The organism is Bradyrhizobium roseum, assembly GCF_030413175.1.
Classification (GTDB): domain Bacteria; phylum Pseudomonadota; class Alphaproteobacteria; order Rhizobiales; family Xanthobacteraceae; genus Bradyrhizobium; species Bradyrhizobium roseum.
The window spans coordinates 3,151,121-3,166,167 of the sequence record NZ_CP129212.1 but is presented as its reverse complement, the minus strand read 5'-3'; the positions used below and the strand labels follow the sequence as shown (position 1 = coordinate 3,166,167).

The window sequence follows — 15,047 nt, the reverse complement described above, 5'->3', positions numbered from 1 at the left end:
TCCGGACTTGTTGGCCTACCGACATGCAGCTCGAAAGCTGTTTGGCAACAGCATCTTAACGTGAACAGCGACCTGATCGGCCGAGCCGGCCGCGCCTGATGGCGAGATCGGCAACTCGAACGGGGCAGCGTCAGCGGTTCTCGGGCACAATTTTGCCTCACGAGCCGGTGATCAAGACAGAAATTGGGACGGGGAAGTAAATGCTTCGTACAACCTTGGCTTCCTCGCGCGTTTTGCGCATGTGCGCCCTCGGGCTCATCACCTTCACCACTGCGATACTGATCAGCAGCGAGAGCGCCGAGGCGCGCCGCTACAAGCATCGCCGCCACCACGTCGTCCGCGAAAGCTACAATCCGCAGTTTTCCTCCATCATCGTCGACGGCAATTCGGGGGCGGTGCTCAGTTCAAACAATCCCGACGCCATCCGCCGCCCTGCGTCGCTGACCAAGATCATGACGCTTTATCTGCTGTTCGAGCGCCTCGACGCCGGCAAGATGAAGCTGGACACCGAAATGGAAGTTTCCGAGCACGCTTCCGAACAAGCGCCGACCAAGCTTGGCCTCAAGCCCGGCCAGACGCTCAAGGTCGAGGATGCGATCAAGGGCCTGGTAACGCGTTCGGCCAACGACGCCTCCGTGGTGATCGCCGAAGCCATTGCCGGTGACGAAGACGAATTCGCCAAGCTGATGACCCGCAAGGCGCGCGCGCTCGGCATGAGCAAGACCACCTATCGCAACGCCTCCGGCCTGCCCAACGACGAACAGCTCACGACGGCGCGCGATCAGGCCACACTGGGCCGCGCCATCCAGGATCGCTTTCCGCGCTACTATCGTTACTTCGCCACCACCGTGTTCAATTTTCGCGGCCAGTCGATCCGCAACCACAATCGCCTGCTCGGCAATGTCGAAGGCGTCGACGGCATCAAGACCGGCTACACCCGCGCCTCCGGCTTCAACCTCGTGAGCTCGATTCGCCGCGGCAACCGCCATCTCGTCGGCGTCGTGCTGGGCGGCCGCAGCGGCGGCTCGCGCGACGCCACCATGCGCAATTTGCTGGCCGAGAATATTGAGAAGGGCGCGTCCAAGCGCACGGTCGCTGCGATCAGCGAACGCAATCCTGCCGACGGCGCCGTCGATGTTGCCGAAGCCGAGCCGGGCCTCGCTGCCATGCCGACCACCCGCTCGATCGCGCCGGCAAAACCGTCGCTGATGGCCGCCGCCGCTGCGGCCCTGCCCGCGCCACAGGCCAGGATCGAGCAACAAGCCAGGCCCGAACCCGCCCCGTTGACCAGCGGCGTGATCCAGACCCAGTCCATGTCCGCGATCCCGGGCTCTGCCGAGCCGATGAAGCCGGTCAAGGTCAAGACGGTTCAGGTCAAGGCCGGCCCGATGAAGCTGGCGTCTGCCGGCCCGTCGCAGCCCGTGGCGCCACCGACCACCACCAACGCCATCCCTGCCCGCCCCGAAGTCGCCGAAACCTCCAGCGCGGTGGTGGCCAATGTCGCCGAGGCCAAGGTCGAAGCCGCCAGGGAAGCGCTCCGGGCGGCGATGCCGCAGCAGCCGGCCGGCCATGGCACCGGCCACGGCGTCCTCGGCGTGTTGCCCGCCTCCAGCCTCACCCAGGCCCCCGCGCAGGCGTCGCCGCACGCCCAGGCGATGGCCTTTGCCGATCCGGCGCCCCGTGCCCAGCCGCCGGCCGTGCAGCAGAACGAAGCCGTCAAGCCGGCCGCGCCGCCGGTGGTTCGCACCGGCTGGATCGTCCAGGTCGGTGCGCTCGACAGCGAAAGCGAAGCCAAGCAGCGGATCGATCTCGCCCGCACCAAGGCGAACGCCCTGCTCAGCAAGGCCGATCCCTTCACTGAAACGGTCACGTCCAAGGACAATCGCACGCTGTACCGTGCCCGCTTCGCCGGTCTCGATCGCGATTCCGCCGAAGCGGTGTGCAAGACACTCAAGCGCGCCGACATTTCCTGCATGACCGTACGCAATTGATCCAGAATTTCCGCTGAATTCGAAAAGCCGGCGCCGCAAGCGCCGGCTTTTTCGTTTCAATCGTGCGTCAACCCGCTTCGTTGAAAGAAGGCGGCCAACAGTTGCACTCGGAACCTGTGTGAGCCTTCCAGGCGTATCGTGTTGCCGTAGCGCACCATCGTGCGATCGGGGCCATTCGCGGCCCGGTGAAAACTTTCCGTCAAGAATTTGCGGTTAGGTTTACCGGCAATGAACGATCGACCACGCCGGGCAACGGCGGGCGATGTGGGACGTCAGTCAGAATACGACAGGTTAGCAGCTCTCGGGTTTGTAGCGTCAGTGGCGTGAGCCGGAGTGAGCTAGAGATGCGTGCGAAGAAGGGTATCCTTGGCCTCGTTTACACGGGCGGCGAGGTACGTCGAGCCCCCCTGATCGGGATGCAGTTTCTTCATCAGGGCGCGGTGCGCCCGGCTGATGTCGTCGCGCCCCGCCCCCGGCTGCAGGCCAAGGATCTGATAGGCCTCCTCGTCCGTCATTTTTCCGCTCGACGCCGCACCACGCTGCCGCCCTGCCGCGTCGCCCTGCGCGTCCTGACGCCAAGCGGGAAACCGGCGGTCAAGATAGCTTTCAAGTAACGCGACGCTCTCGGCGTCGAAGGCGGGGATCATTGCGATCAGCTGCGGCAGGTCGAACGCGTCGAGCGGACGGCCGGCATTCGGTCCGTCGATGATCTGGCCCGACAACGCGCCGCTGTCGTGATCGAGACTCATGTCGAGAAACTGCGAGCGGACGTGCGAGGCTTGACCCGCGGAGCGCGACGCGCCGCCGCCGAAAATGCCGCCGAGATTGCTGAAGCTGCCCGGCCCGAACGGCGACCAGCCGAGCAGGCCGGCGCCGAAGATGCCGAGCGGGATCGCCACCGCCAGTTCGCCGCGCAGCCCGGTAAAGGCTGCGACCGCCAGCGCCACCACACCGCCTGCGATCTTGATCCCGCGCGCGAGCAGGACCGGGTTGGCCGCACGAAACATCTGCAGCAGCAAATAGATAACGACAACGGCGACAACGCCGGCAATCAGGGTTGGCATGATTCCAATATAGGGGCATCGGAGCGGAAAAGCATCGCGGCCAATACGCCGGCAGCCAAAGTCGCAATCACTTCATCTGACCGATCAGTGCGGCCGCGCCGCCCATGGTTTTGGACAGCCGAAGCAGCGCTTCACGGCCACCGGCGGCGTAGGCCGCGACGGCGCGCAGCAGCTCGCGCAACTGTGCCGCGGCCCCGGGGTCGAACCTGCACCATGCGCCGCCGGTGAGCCGGGCAATTTCGCGGAACGCCTGCTCGGCTGTGGGATCGTGGCCTTCCTGAAACATGAACACCGGTACCTTGAGCAGGCCGAGCTCACCGGCTTTGGCGCAGAGATCGTCGACCTGTTCCTCCATGGCATCGCCGACGAACACGACGGCGCGCACGCCTGACGCCACCGCCTCGCGCCGCGCTTCCGACAGCACCTTGCCGATCTGGGTGTTGCCGCCCTGGCAATCGATCTTGCCCATCAGCCGCGCCAGTTGCGCGGAATCGGAGATCCAGCCGGTCGCGCGGCATTCGTTGAAGCCGCGGTAATACACCAGCCTGATGTCGAGGCTGCCGAGCGAACCCGCCTCGCGAAACATGTCGGCCTGCAGCGCGCACGCCATGTCCCAGGTCGGCTGCCGGCTCATGGTGGCGTCGAGCGCGAACACCAGCCGGCCCTTGGCGCCTGCGCCGTGCGGCGACATGGCGCGGGCTTTCGCGACAAAGGCGGCGATATCTTCCGAGGTCGACGGTCGGGCCTCGGGCACGCGGCTTTCGCTACGCATCCCGGCTTTTGCCGAGGCTACGTCTGCTGATTTCGGTTTGATGGGTTCGCCGGCCATGAGCGCTCGCGGGTAAAAGTTGCAAGCACTATGTGGGATGGCGTCAAGCGGCGGTCAATGCGTCGCCCAAGGGTGCAACGGCGCGCGCCGTGTGGTCCTAATTCGTGACAGGCTTGCTCGGCGCGCGATTGCTGGCCAAAGGTACGGCCGGCGGCGCTGACAGCGGCACCGGGCCCGGATTGGCGGCGAGAATGTCCGGCACCCTGGTCGGGACCGGCTTCAACGCGCTGCTCTTTTCGGACTCGTCCAGGAACTTGTCGAGCATCGACTGGATCGAAGATTTGGCGGCGTCCGGGCCGGTGTCCCGCATGTCATTGTGCTGGAAGCCGGTGTTCACGACTGTGATGCCGGACTGTTCGCACTGCTCGTCGTCCGGCACCACCCCGGGGTCCGGCTTGAAGTGCGAATCCTGGGAGCGGAACGAAAGAATCTTGAATTTGCCGTCGGTCAGGAACGGCACGCGCAGATTATCCAGCGTCACGACCTTCTTGATCTCGTCGGGATATTCCTTGGCGAAATACATCGTGATGTCGCCGCCCATGGAGTGACCCACCATCGTCACCTTGTCGTAGTCGGCGTTTGGCTGGAGCTTCTTCATTTCGTGGACGGCGAAACGAATGTTGGCCACGCCGCGCTGTATCTGCGGCAGGCGGCCGACATAGGGCTCGCCGACCTTGGTCACCATCGGCGGATCGGTCGGCAAGTCGTGCTGCGGACTGAACGCGAGATAGCCGCGCCAGGCAAACACGTTTGCGAGGAAAGAATATTCGGTATTCTTGACGGTGTTGCCGTGATTGAGGACGGCAACGGGAAGTTTGATCAGGCCGGCATTGGCCTGCATTTCCTTGTCGCGTCGAACCGCGACGCTGACGGCAACCAGGCGATTGCCGCGATCGGGATCGTGGAATGCGATCGTCTCGTGCCGGATCGCCCACTTGCTCGCGGTGACATACGCGACAGCGACCAGCACGGCGAGTGAAAGCAGAACGAGAATTCCACGTTTCATATTCGTCCTCGTGCCCCGCGAGGGGCCATCCCTGTTTAAAGACTCTTCCGGTCTCTTCTTGATGATATATGTCACGATGGAGTGACATAAAGGCCAAATGTTGTGTGTTGACCGCCTGATCGTTGTGCGATGCACCTATCCATTGTGCAGCGCCCAATGCCCGCCAAATCGCCCCGTACTGTTTACGACGCCTCCTATCAAGCTTCGGTTCGAGCGATAGATAAAAGTCTAACGAAAACGGCAGACCAAAGTACTGGTTCCCGGCACCAAACGATCATCAACGGTGCTGATATACCAGCCTCTGCGCCAACGCTGGGAATGTCGTGTACATGACGAGCTCGATAGGGCCGGATCGTCATTGGCTAGGAGTTCATGATACTCCAGTTTGAGCCGGCCCTTCTTGGGATGGATCAAGGCCTTGCGGCCCGCCGCGACCCCGCAGACGTCGTGGGCCTCCACCAGCCCTTCAAATCCGAGACAGCCTTCGTCGCGGAAGGCGGTATCGCCGCCCAAAAGTCATGCGCCACCTGAACTGGGCAACGATGCGCCGGGGCTCATCCGCCCATGCGGCGCCGAACAGCCGCCGTCGTGTTGGGGATCGGAGCGTCGTGTAGGTCGCGACCCGGCGTAACGGGCAGGCGCCGAGTGAGCTCTCGCGGCGGTTCGGCGCCCGCGTCTACACCGTGCCGATGCGCAGCCAATGCCGTGCAGGTGCGGGACTGCCGTCTTCGCGGGGCGGCCCTACGCGCACGCCTGATCACCTCGGTGCAGTGACGCCTGCCGCCGCCAACGCTGGCCCCTTCAAGATGACGGTGATCGAGCCGCCGCGCGGCTGAAGTCTCAGGCGCTGGCGATGTCGCCGATGATGTCGTGGACTTCGAGCGGCTTGTCGACCTGGGTGAACCATTCGGCGCGGTTGGCGGCGCGGCGGCGGCCGCGCTCGTCGAGCGGCAGCTTGAGCTGGCGCAGCAGGCTGGTCACCTCCTCGCGGGCGGTGACATGGCCCATGCTCGGCCGGGTTCCCAAGGTCGCCTCGTCGAGGTCGTCCAGCGCCGTCAGCCCGCGCGGGAAGAATTCGCGGTAGACCACCCGCTCGGCAAAGCCGTCGATCGAGCGGAAGCCGAGCCGCAGCGAAAGGTCCTTCAGGCTGTCGGCAACCAGCTGCTTGTTGCGCGAGCCGATCATCGACAGGCGGTTACGCACCACGATCCAGTCGGTGGTGGTGCCGTCGAGCTGGCGGCGCTTGCGCCGGACGTCGCGCACCATCTCCGCGTAATGACTAGCACCGGTCACAGCGTAGGTCGCGGGGTCGACTGTGCCGAGCACGTCGAAATCGAGGAAGCTGTCGTTGATCGGCGTCACCAGGGTGTCGGCCATCGAATGCGCCAGGCGCATCAGGTAGGAGTCGGAGCCAGGGGTGTCGATGACGATGAAATCGAAGGCGCGCTCGATCGCGCTCACCGCCTCCATGAACTGCAGGAACTCGGCATTTTCATTGTCGGCGATCTGCATGGTCTCGCCGAGCTTGACGCAATAGTGCACGGGGATTTCGAGATCGAGACCGGTGCGGCGCGCCCACGCGGTCCGGTTGGCGATGTAGCGGGTGAAACTGCGCTGGCGGCAGTCGAGGTCGATGGTGGCGACGCGCTGTCCGGCCTTCATCAGGGCCACAGCGATATGCAAGGCGGACGTGGATTTTCCCGATCCGCCCTTCTCGTTGCCCAGCACGACGACATGCGCCGAACCGGATTGTCCCTGACTCGTCTGAACCAACATGACTCAATCCCCGCAAGATATCTTCAACCACGCGCGGCTGCGGTCAAGTGAAATGCGCGACGGCGCATTCAAATCGCGCGACGTGTGTCTTAATCATGAATCGCAGCGGTTGCGGCGACGCTTCCGGACTCGTGTTGCTGCATTTTCTTGCGACCAGGTCCGGGCAAGCTTGGCGGCACTGCGCCGTGCTTATAAGGTCGGCGCGCCCGCCCGGAAGGTCCGGGACCGCCAAGCCCTCTCACCGTCACTGCAAGAGATCGAAGCCAGATGTCGCGAAGTCCCGTGGTCGTCCGTACCGTCCCCGCCCTGCGCCGCGCCATCGAGTCGCTGCGCGCCCGCAAGGCCACCGTCGCACTGGTGCCAACGATGGGAGCGCTTCATGACGGACATGTGTCGCTGGTGCGGCTGGCCCGGCGCCGTGCCCAGAAAGTGGTCGTGTCGATCTTCGTCAATCCGACTCAGTTCGCGCCGACGGAGGATTTCGGTTCCTACCCGCGTACCTGGAAAGCCGACGTCGCCAAGCTCGCCGCCGAAAAGGTCGAGCTGATCTGGAATCCGGACGTCAAGGCGATGTACCCGGAAGGCTTCGCCACGCGGATCGTGCCGGAAGGGCCGGCCACCGCCGGTCTTGAAGATCGGTTCCGGCCGCATTTCTTCGGCGGCGTCGCCACCGTGGTCGGCAAGCTGTTCACCCAGGTCCGGCCGGATGTCGCGATCTTCGGCGAGAAGGATTTTCAGCAATTGCGGGTGGTGACGCAGATGGCCGCCGATCTCGACCTCGGCGTCCGGGTGATCGGCTCGCGCACGGTGCGGGAACGCGACGGGTTGGCGATGTCGTCGCGCAACGTCTACCTCTCGGCGGAGGAACGCCAGACGGCGACGGTGCTATACCGCGCCATGAAGGAGAGCGCCAAGCAGCTGAAGGCTGGTGAGGACATGGCGGCCGCGATGGATGCCGGCCGCGAACTGATCAGCGCCGCCGGCTTCGCGCTGGACTATTTTGAAGCCCGCCACGCCGCTACGCTGGCACCGATCACCTCGATCAAGGACGGACCGGTGCGGATCCTCGTTGCCGCCAAGATCGGCAAGACGCGGCTGATCGACAATATCGGAGTCTGAACTTGGCTTCCTACGCCCTGACCGATCAGAGCAGCCCGAGGTCGCGCAGCTCGCGCCGCATCGGTTCCGGCATCGCGGCCACGCTGGCGGCGGAGGATTTGGTGAGATCGGCGGGTATCGCGTCTTCGGTAAGGTAGCGCCACCCCTGAAACGGGCGCATCGGCCGCGGCGAGACTGCGACGACCTTGGGCTGCATCACCAAACGACATCGGCCGATACCGTCCTTGTCGCGGAACGGCTCGATCGCGATGATCTTTTCGCGGGCGGCGATTTCGCCCTTGATCACCCAGTAAAGCGAGCCGCCGGCGAGGATTTCCGTGTCGCGCTTCGGCGTCATCCGCGTGATGTGAACGTGGCGGAGCGGCAGGCCTTTTTTCTTGGCGGTCGCCATCCGTTCGGCGACCCAGCCCTTGAGTTCCTTGACTGACTCGCAACCGACGGCAAGCTTGATGAGATGAAGCGGCATGATGGAGCCGATGTAGCGGCCCATGCGCACTTTGGAAAGATCACTCGCTGTTATCAGCTGTGGGTGCCGCGCCCGGCGTGAGCTGGACCGGTCCCGCCGCGGCCGGCCGCTTCGGCGCCGGCGGCGGTTTTTTGGCGGCGGCCTGTGCCTGCGTCGGTGCGGCAGGCTGGGGTGCCGCGACCGAACGCGCTGCCGGCGCTGCCGGCGCGGCGGCCGGCGGCGGTTTCGGCGCGGCGCCGAGCGGCGGCTCGGGGTTCATGATGCTGACGGGCGGCGTCGAAGCCGACGTCGGGAATTCGGCGCTGGTCGGCTTGCCCGTCGGCGCCGACGGCGGCAGGGCCGCGATCATGCCGGCGGCATGGGGTGTGTTCCAGGACGCTGCATAGCGCGTGATCAAGCTCTCGTAGACGCGGTCTTCCATGTTGGCAACGATCTGGCGCGGCTCGGTCAGTGAGCGGAACGCGCGGCAGGACGTCGGCGTGCAGCGGTCCCGCGCGGTCAGCACATAGGCCATCAGCCCGTAGCGGTCGCGCTCGATGGCCCGGCGCAACGCCAGGAGGTCGGAACCGCCGCCCTTGTTCGCGGAGGCAACGTCCCCGAGCGAGGTCAACAGCGTGATCTGCGACGCGGCATAGGCCACCGCCGCGGCCACCGACTCCGCCGATCCAAAGAGCACTTTTTCGCACGCGGCGAGCACGGCATCGCCGGCCAGTTCGTCGATGCAGGAAAGCTGGGGCAACGGCGCGGCCGCCGTCTGGACCGGACGCACCTCCCCCGACGGTGCCGGGCCGGCCGAACCGAATCCACGGAAAGTCACCACCCCGGCGACACCCATCGCCAGCAGCGTGATGAGCGCCAGCACGCTGTTGGCCACGGATCTCTCCGAGCGCAGCAGCGTGATCAGAACGATGATCGCGACGAATACTCCCGCCGCCAGCGTCAGGTACAATGGAAGGTTCGGCGAGCGCCAGATGTTATCCAGCGGAGCAGCCCAGTCCCAGTTCATGCGCGGTGTCCCTTACGCAGCATCAAACGTCGTCGAAAGACGAATGCGTCTTTATCGCATCCGCTTTTCGGCAGATGGTTCTGCGAACGGGGCCTTTTGACGGCGGTCCAACGGGAACCCCGTCAGCCGGCCGCTTGCACACAACTGATTCAGGAAATCGCGAGCTGGCTTTCCTTGGCAACCCGTTCGAAAGCTTCGGTCGAGCTCTTAATACGATACTGGCAGTCGTCGCCTTCAGTCGGCAGCAGGCGGATCACCTCGTAGGTGCCGCTGGCGGCCGGACGGGCAACGTTGCTGGCAGTAAAATAGACAGTCTCTCCAACGGAGTACTTATGCTTCAACGCCCTCTCCATACGCAAGAACGCCGGCCGCGCTCACGGTCCCGCTAGCTTTCGGCCGACTTGAGAACCCTGCGGCAACCTAGCACAGCCGGTCGCCCAAAAGCCAGCAACATCGGGGCATGGCAAACGCGCAAATTCGGCATGTTTTTCAGGGCGATACGCAGTGAATCGGAGGGTTCCCGGAAACCGGCCGGCCGCCGGTATTCCCGGAATCGGACACCCCGATCGCGATACCTGCAACCGGAATGTCAGGGCGTCAGACCGTCTCAAAGCGTTCGATGCGGAGCGTTTCGGCAAGTCCGTCCCGGGTCCATTGCTGGAACGCCGGCAACGCCTGCATCGCCTCGTAATACTGCCGCGCTTCGCCGCTCACTTCGATCGCGTAGGTGCGGAAACGATGCACCACCGGCGCGAACATCGCGTCGGCGCCGCCGAACACGCCGAACAGGAACGGACCGTCCTTGCCGTAACGGCGCGCGCAATCGGCCCAGATTTCCTGGATGCGCACGACATTGGCCCGCGCATCATCGGAGAGCGCAACCGCGCCGATCGGACGGTGCAGGTTCATGCCGCACTCGTTGCGCAGCGCCATGAAGCCCGAATGCATCTCCGCCGAGATCGACCGCGCATGCGCCCGTCGCGCGCGGTCCTCCGGCCACAGCCGCGTCTGCGGAAATTTTTCGGCGAGATATTCGATGATCGACAGCGAATCCCACACCGTGACGTCGCCGTCGACCAGCGCCGGCACCTTGCCCGCGCGGGAAAACCTCAGAATACGGTCCTTGTCCGCCTTGTTGTCGGTATAGAGCGGAACGAACACTTCCTCGAACGGAATGCTGTTGGCGCGCAGCGCCAGCCATGGCCGCATCGACCATGACGAATAGTTCTTGTTGCCGATGACCAGTTTCAACATTTGCGGGGCTGTCCTGTTGCGTTCCCGACCTTGCCACAGCGGCCCGGACGCGTTCAACCTGTACGTCACCACGTCACCGCCGGGGGATCCGCCGCATGAGCGCCTATTGGGTCGATATTGCCGCGGTCGCCTTCTTCGTCGTGGAGTGGCTGGCCTACGGTTTCACGCTCGAGCACACGGCTTACGGCCGCGACAGCCTGTCGGCGCGCATGAACCGCTATCGCGAGGTCTGGATGCGGACCATGCTCGATCGCGAGGCACGCATGGTCGACATGCAGATCATGGCCTCGCTGCAGAACGGCACGGCCTTCTTCGCCTCCACCAGCCTGTTTGCGATCGGCGGCGGGCTGGCGCTGCTGCGCGCCACCAACGATGCGCTGGCCGTGATGCGCGAACTGCCGGTCGACCTCACGCCCTCGCCCGCGCTGTGGGAGATCAAATGTGTCGGCCTGATCCTGATCTTCATCTACGCCTTCTTCAAATTCGCCTGGTCGTATCGGCTGTTCAACTATGTCGCGATCCTGCTCGGCGCGATGCCGCCTTCGACCGAACGCGACACCGCGGAAGCCGAGGCCCATGTCATCCGCACCACGCGCCTGTTCGAGGCGGCAGGCCGGCATTTCAACCGCGGCCAGCGCGCGTTCTTCTTCGCGCTCGGCTATCTCGGCTGGTTCGTCAGCCCCTGGCTGTTGCTGGCGACCACCGCGCTGGTCGTCATCGTCACCTGGCGGCGGCAGTTCGCGTCGACCGCGTGGCGGGCGATGGCGCATCAGCGTGGATCTACGACGGCGTAAAATCCAGCGGCGTGAAACTGAGGTCGAGCACCTTCCATTCGCCGTAGCGGTCCGCCGGCAGCATCGCGTATGGCTGGCAGGCCTGCAGCGCGCGGATTGCGCCCTGCATCAGCAACGGTCCCTTCATCGACGCGCTGGCCTCGATCAGGATCGGCTCGGCGGCGAGCCTTCCATCCTGTGTCATCAACACGCGCAGCTTGACCTTGACGTCGTCGGCACCCGACAGCGAGGCCGGCAATTTCGAGCAGGTCTTGAGGTGACGGCGAAATGCCGCGATCAGCGTGCTCGCGACATCGGCGGCCTCGGTCGCCGGCGCATCGAAATTGTCCTCGCCCTTGCCGGAACCCTGCGCCGGCGCCGGCGGCATCGGCGAGATGTCGGGCGGCAGGCCGAGCAGCACCTGATACTTGATCGAGACGTCGGGCTCGGGCGGCTTGTAGGCCTGCGCCGCCGGTTGCGATGGTGGCGGCTGGGCTGCACGCGGCGGGGCGAGCGCCGCCTGCTTCTGCGGCGGCGGCGCAACGGGCGCGGGGGCCGCGGCCGGCGGAGATGGAGGCGTGGTGTCGGCGGGCGGCTTGTCGGGCCGGGAGAAATCGAGCTGCGACTCCGGCTTGTTCTCCGCAGCCGGCGGTTGAGCGGTCAACTGCTGCTCGGCCAGTTCTTGCGGCGTCACGATCTCCACCGGGACCTCATCGGCGGTCACCGCGCCGAACGGACGCACGTCCGAAAACAGCACGAGCAGCGTCAGCAGCGAGACATGCGCGACCGCCGACGCCGTGATGTCAGATGGTATGATCCGCCGCGGTTCCATTGGATCGGAACGATGTTCGATTTTCCCCTGCCCGCAGCATAGCGTCGGCCGGCGCGGCGGCTCAATCCCATTTCGGCGCGAAACCGAAATCCGTCAGCCGGCCGGCGGCGCTGCCCAAGGCGGATATCTGCTGCATCTCGTCGTCCGACAGTTCGAAATCGAAGATCTCGATGTTCTCCGAAAGCCGCTCCAGTTTCGAAGTCCGCGGGATCGCCGCCGCGCCCTGCTGCACCAGCCAGCGCAGGCAGATCTGCGCCGCCGTCTTGCGATGGCGTTCGCCGATCTGCTGCAGCGCGGGCTCGTTCTTGATGCGGCCGCGGGCGACCGGACTATAGGCCACCAGCGCCATCTTGTGGCGCGCGCAGGCCTCCTTCACCTTGGCCTGGTCGAGATAGGGGTGATACTCGACCTGGTCGCACACCAGCGGCTCCGGGCATAAGGCCACCGCCTCCTCGATCAGGGCCACGGTGAAATTGGATACGCCGATATGCCGCGCGAGCCCCTGCTGCTTGACCCGCGCCAACGCGCCGAGCGTCTCCACCAGCGGCACATGCGGGTTCGGCCAGTGCAGCAGCAACAGGTCGACCTCGGTCAGGCGCAGCCGCACCAGGCTTTCCTTGGCCGACCGCTCCAGATCGTGAGGCGCGAAATGCGTCGTCCAGATTTTCGTGGTGACGAAGACCTGCTCGCGCTTGACGGCCGAGGCACGCAGTCCCTCGCCCACCTCGCGTTCATTCTCGTACATCTGTGCGGTGTCGATGTGGCGATAGCCGAGCCGCAGCGCCTGCTCGACGATCCGCGCACAGGCGCGGCCGCGCAAATCCCAGGTACCCAGCCCGATCGCCGGAATTCTTGCGCCATTGGCTTCGATAGACAGCATCGGTTGCACCCGCTGTATCTGACCCATTATGGGCTGCGGAATTCGCCCTGCCAACAGATAGCGTTTGGGTATCCGGATCGCGCAAGGAATCGTCAACCATGACGCCTAGGCTGGCGACGGTTCCTCGGGCGCCAGCGCGGCGAACACGGTCTCCGGCGAATGTGCGATCACGGCGAGCAAAGCCCGCGCCGGGCCGCGCGGCGCACGCTTGCCCTGCTCCCAGTTCCGGATGGTCTCGACGGGCACGCCAAGTCGGGCGGCAAATTCGGTCTGAGTGAGTTGCGCGCGGCGGCGCAGGTCGCGCACCGCCGGCAGAGCCGGGGTTTCGCCTGATACAACGGCGGGCGCTGTGTCGGAATCCGCCGGCGGATTGAGCTCGGGCATCGCCGCGGCGAGCCCGGGCATCGCAGCGGCGAGCCCGGGCATCGCCGGCGCAAGCGGGAACTCCTGCCCGTCCCGCAGTTCGACGATCCGCCCGTCCGCTTTCAGCCGCAAGCGCTGCATGTTGCCCTCTTGAGAGTGCATCATCCGCCAAGCGCGTTAAGGCGCGATTAACGATAAAAGCGGCGAAGGCGCGGCTACTTCAGCCCGAACCACAGCGTGGCGATGCCGAGGAAGGAGAAGAACCCGACCACGTCGGTGATCGTGGTGACGAACGTCCCCGACGCCACTGCGGGGTCGGCGCGCACGCGGTCCAGCACCATCGGGACCAGGATGCCGCCGAGCGCGCCGGCCACCAGGTTGCAGATGATGGCAAGCCCGATCACGATGCCGAGGCCAGGAATCTTGAACCACGCCACCGCGGCAACGCCGGTGATCACGGCAAACGCCAGCCCGTTGACGAGGCCGACCATCGCCTCGCGCATCACCACGCGATACGCATTGTTGGAGCCGAGTTCGCGGGTCGCCAGCGCCCGCACCGCCACCGTCATGGTCTGGGTCGCGGCATTGCCGCCCTGGCTCGCCACGATCGGCGCCAGCACCGCCAGCGCCACCATCTGCTCGAGCTGGCCCTCGAACAGGCCGAGCACGGAGGACGCCAGGAACGCGGTCGCCAGATTGACCAAGAGCCAGTTGAAGCGGGCGCGCGCGATGGTCCAGACGCTGTCGGACAGTTCTTCGTCGCTGGTGACGCCGCCAAGCGCCTTCAGGTCCTCGTCGGCCTCCTCCTCGATGACGTCGACGACGTCGTCGATGGTGATGACGCCGACCAGCCTGTTGGTGGTGTCGACGACAGGAGCCGCGACCAGATTGTACTTGCCGAACATCCGCGCGACCTCTTCCTGGTCGTCCAGTACGGAAACGCGGCGGCGGTCTTCCTCGATCAGGTCGGCGAGCGGCACCGGCCGCCGCGCCCGCAGCAGCGTGTCGAGCGACACCGCTCCCTGCCAGTGCTTGTCGGAATCCACCGCGTAGATCTCGTAGAATCGGTCCGGCAGATCGGGGGTATCGCGCATGTAGTCGATCGCCTGCCCCACGGTCCAGTCCGGCGGCACCGCGATGAACTCCGACTGCATCCGTCTGCCCGCGGAGTTTTCCGGATACAGCAGGCTCCGTTCCAGCGGCGCGCGTTCGTCCGGCGGCAGCTTTTCCAGGATCTCTTCCTGGTCGGCCTCATCGAGACCTTCGAGCAATTCGACGGCGTCGTCGGATTCCAGTTCGCGAACGCCCTCCGCGACCGTCTCAGGCTCGAGTTCCTCGAGGATCTCCTCGCGGACCGCATCGTCGACTTCGTTCAGCGCAGAGAAATCGAAATCCGTGCCCGTGATCTCGACGAGGGTGACGCGATCCTCGGGCTGCAATGCCCCGATCAGATCGCCGAGATCGGCCTCATGCAGTTCCGCCACCACTTCGCACAGCATAGGCCGGTCGGCGGCGTGAATGGCGCGCGCGATCTCTGCGACGAATTCGTGACGCAGCTGCCCCTCGTCATCCCGCATCGGGAGACGGTCGAGCACGGAGCCTTCCGCAGGTTGTGCCCCGGCTTGGGCAACGTCGGTATTCTCGGCCATGCCGCGCCTCGCCGGTTTGACAGATCAAGGGAACTTGTC

At 65.2% G+C, this 15,047-nt stretch carries 15 protein-coding genes; 3 read left to right on the top strand and 12 right to left on the bottom strand.

Annotation, left to right across the window (positions count from 1 at the left end; all coding sequences use genetic code 11):
* The first annotated feature begins 200 nt into the window (after nucleotides 1-200).
* On the top strand, nucleotides 201-1,991 hold the full coding sequence (locus tag QUH67_RS14945; protein ID WP_300947439.1) for a serine hydrolase: 1,791 nt from the start codon (nucleotides 201-203) through the stop codon (nucleotides 1,989-1,991).
* 338 nt (nucleotides 1,992-2,329) lie between these two features.
* On the opposite strand, the gene QUH67_RS14940 is transcribed toward QUH67_RS14945, so the two are convergent.
* From QUH67_RS14940 to QUH67_RS14925, 4 genes are all read right to left on the bottom strand, one after another.
* Entirely contained in the window at nucleotides 2,330-3,055 is a 726-nt protein-coding gene (locus QUH67_RS14940; RefSeq protein WP_300947438.1) for a DnaJ domain-containing protein, read from the bottom strand.
* 67 nt (nucleotides 3,056-3,122) lie between these two features.
* On the bottom strand, nucleotides 3,123-3,884 hold the full coding sequence (locus tag QUH67_RS14935; protein ID WP_300947437.1) for a vWA domain-containing protein: 762 nt from the start codon (nucleotides 3,882-3,884) through the stop codon (nucleotides 3,123-3,125).
* 97 nt (nucleotides 3,885-3,981) lie between these two features.
* Entirely contained in the window at nucleotides 3,982-4,890 is a 909-nt protein-coding gene (locus QUH67_RS14930) for an alpha/beta fold hydrolase (protein WP_300947436.1), read from the bottom strand.
* Between the two features lie 840 nt (nucleotides 4,891-5,730).
* Entirely contained in the window at nucleotides 5,731-6,666 is a 936-nt protein-coding gene (locus tag QUH67_RS14925) for a division plane positioning ATPase MipZ (RefSeq protein WP_300947435.1), read from the bottom strand.
* Between the two features lie 267 nt (nucleotides 6,667-6,933).
* On the opposite strand from QUH67_RS14925, the gene panC reads away from it, so the two are divergent.
* Entirely contained in the window at nucleotides 6,934-7,785 is an 852-nt protein-coding gene (gene panC, locus QUH67_RS14920; RefSeq protein WP_300947434.1) for a pantoate--beta-alanine ligase, read from the top strand.
* 25 nt (nucleotides 7,786-7,810) lie between these two features.
* On the opposite strand, the gene QUH67_RS14915 is transcribed toward panC, so the two are convergent.
* The 4 genes from QUH67_RS14915 to QUH67_RS14900 all read right to left on the bottom strand — a co-directional run bounded on the left by QUH67_RS14915 (nucleotide 7,811) and on the right by QUH67_RS14900 (nucleotide 10,511).
* Entirely contained in the window at nucleotides 7,811-8,251 is a 441-nt protein-coding gene (locus QUH67_RS14915; protein WP_300948050.1) for a DUF1489 family protein, read from the bottom strand.
* A gap of 40 nt (nucleotides 8,252-8,291) precedes the next feature.
* A complete protein-coding gene (locus QUH67_RS14910; RefSeq protein WP_300947433.1) occupies nucleotides 8,292-9,257 on the bottom strand; it encodes a hypothetical protein in 966 nt (321 codons plus the stop codon).
* Nucleotides 9,258-9,406: 149 nt separating this feature from the next.
* Nucleotides 9,407-9,610 carry a hypothetical protein gene (locus tag QUH67_RS14905; protein WP_300947432.1) on the bottom strand — a complete coding sequence of 68 codons (204 nt, stop codon included), beginning with the start codon at nucleotides 9,608-9,610 and terminating at the stop codon, nucleotides 9,407-9,409.
* 244 nt (nucleotides 9,611-9,854) lie between these two features.
* On the bottom strand, nucleotides 9,855-10,511 hold the full coding sequence (locus QUH67_RS14900) for a glutathione S-transferase family protein (RefSeq protein WP_300947431.1): 657 nt from the start codon (nucleotides 10,509-10,511) through the stop codon (nucleotides 9,855-9,857).
* Nucleotides 10,512-10,606: 95 nt separating this feature from the next.
* Between QUH67_RS14900 and QUH67_RS14895 the strand changes: the two genes are divergently transcribed.
* Nucleotides 10,607-11,305: a DUF599 domain-containing protein gene (locus tag QUH67_RS14895; protein ID WP_300947430.1), complete on the top strand. Its 699-nt coding sequence runs from the start codon at nucleotides 10,607-10,609 to the stop codon at nucleotides 11,303-11,305.
* On the opposite strand, the gene QUH67_RS14890 is transcribed toward QUH67_RS14895, so the two are convergent.
* From QUH67_RS14890 to mgtE, 4 genes are all read right to left on the bottom strand, one after another.
* A complete protein-coding gene (locus QUH67_RS14890; protein ID WP_300947429.1) occupies nucleotides 11,292-12,116 on the bottom strand; it encodes a hypothetical protein in 825 nt (274 codons plus the stop codon). The genes QUH67_RS14895 and QUH67_RS14890 overlap by 14 nt on opposite strands.
* A 61-nt stretch (nucleotides 12,117-12,177) precedes the next feature.
* The gene (locus QUH67_RS14885; protein ID WP_300947428.1) at nucleotides 12,178-12,996 is read right to left on the bottom strand and encodes an aldo/keto reductase; all 819 of its coding nucleotides are present in this window, start codon (nucleotides 12,994-12,996) and stop codon (nucleotides 12,178-12,180) included.
* A 105-nt stretch (nucleotides 12,997-13,101) separates the two neighbouring features.
* A complete protein-coding gene (locus tag QUH67_RS14880; RefSeq protein WP_300947427.1) occupies nucleotides 13,102-13,500 on the bottom strand; it encodes a helix-turn-helix domain-containing protein in 399 nt (132 codons plus the stop codon).
* Between the two features lie 74 nt (nucleotides 13,501-13,574).
* Complete coding sequence (gene mgtE / locus QUH67_RS14875) at nucleotides 13,575-15,008, bottom strand: magnesium transporter (protein ID WP_300947426.1); 1,434 nt, start codon at nucleotides 15,006-15,008, stop codon at nucleotides 13,575-13,577.
* Between the last annotated feature and the right edge of the window lie 39 nt (nucleotides 15,009-15,047).

What these genes read in the sequence shown, in the direction of transcription:
- QUH67_RS14910 (WP_300947433.1), bottom strand. Translation starts at nt 9,257, where the DNA reads ATGAACTGGGACTGGGCTGCTCCGCTGGATAACATCTGGCGCTCGCCG.
- QUH67_RS14900 (WP_300947431.1), bottom strand. Translation starts at nt 10,511, where the DNA reads ATGTTGAAACTGGTCATCGGCAACAAGAACTATTCGTCATGGTCGATG.
- QUH67_RS14935 (WP_300947437.1), bottom strand. Translation starts at nt 3,884, where the DNA reads ATGGCCGGCGAACCCATCAAACCGAAATCAGCAGACGTAGCCTCGGCA.
- QUH67_RS14895 (WP_300947430.1), top strand. Translation starts at nt 10,607, where the DNA reads ATGAGCGCCTATTGGGTCGATATTGCCGCGGTCGCCTTCTTCGTCGTG.
- mgtE (WP_300947426.1), bottom strand. Translation starts at nt 15,008, where the DNA reads ATGGCCGAGAATACCGACGTTGCCCAAGCCGGGGCACAACCTGCGGAA.
- QUH67_RS14940 (WP_300947438.1), bottom strand. Translation starts at nt 3,055, where the DNA reads ATGCCAACCCTGATTGCCGGCGTTGTCGCCGTTGTCGTTATCTATTTG.
- QUH67_RS14925 (WP_300947435.1), bottom strand. Translation starts at nt 6,666, where the DNA reads ATGTTGGTTCAGACGAGTCAGGGACAATCCGGTTCGGCGCATGTCGTC.
- QUH67_RS14915 (WP_300948050.1), bottom strand. Translation starts at nt 8,251, where the DNA reads ATGCCGCTTCATCTCATCAAGCTTGCCGTCGGTTGCGAGTCAGTCAAG.
- QUH67_RS14890 (WP_300947429.1), bottom strand. Translation starts at nt 12,116, where the DNA reads ATGGAACCGCGGCGGATCATACCATCTGACATCACGGCGTCGGCGGTC.
- QUH67_RS14905 (WP_300947432.1), bottom strand. Translation starts at nt 9,610, where the DNA reads ATGGAGAGGGCGTTGAAGCATAAGTACTCCGTTGGAGAGACTGTCTAT.
- QUH67_RS14945 (WP_300947439.1), top strand. Translation starts at nt 201, where the DNA reads ATGCTTCGTACAACCTTGGCTTCCTCGCGCGTTTTGCGCATGTGCGCC.
- QUH67_RS14930 (WP_300947436.1), bottom strand. Translation starts at nt 4,890, where the DNA reads ATGAAACGTGGAATTCTCGTTCTGCTTTCACTCGCCGTGCTGGTCGCT.
- QUH67_RS14880 (WP_300947427.1), bottom strand. Translation starts at nt 13,500, where the DNA reads ATGCAGCGCTTGCGGCTGAAAGCGGACGGGCGGATCGTCGAACTGCGG.
- QUH67_RS14885 (WP_300947428.1), bottom strand. Translation starts at nt 12,996, where the DNA reads ATGCTGTCTATCGAAGCCAATGGCGCAAGAATTCCGGCGATCGGGCTG.
- panC (WP_300947434.1), top strand. Translation starts at nt 6,934, where the DNA reads ATGTCGCGAAGTCCCGTGGTCGTCCGTACCGTCCCCGCCCTGCGCCGC.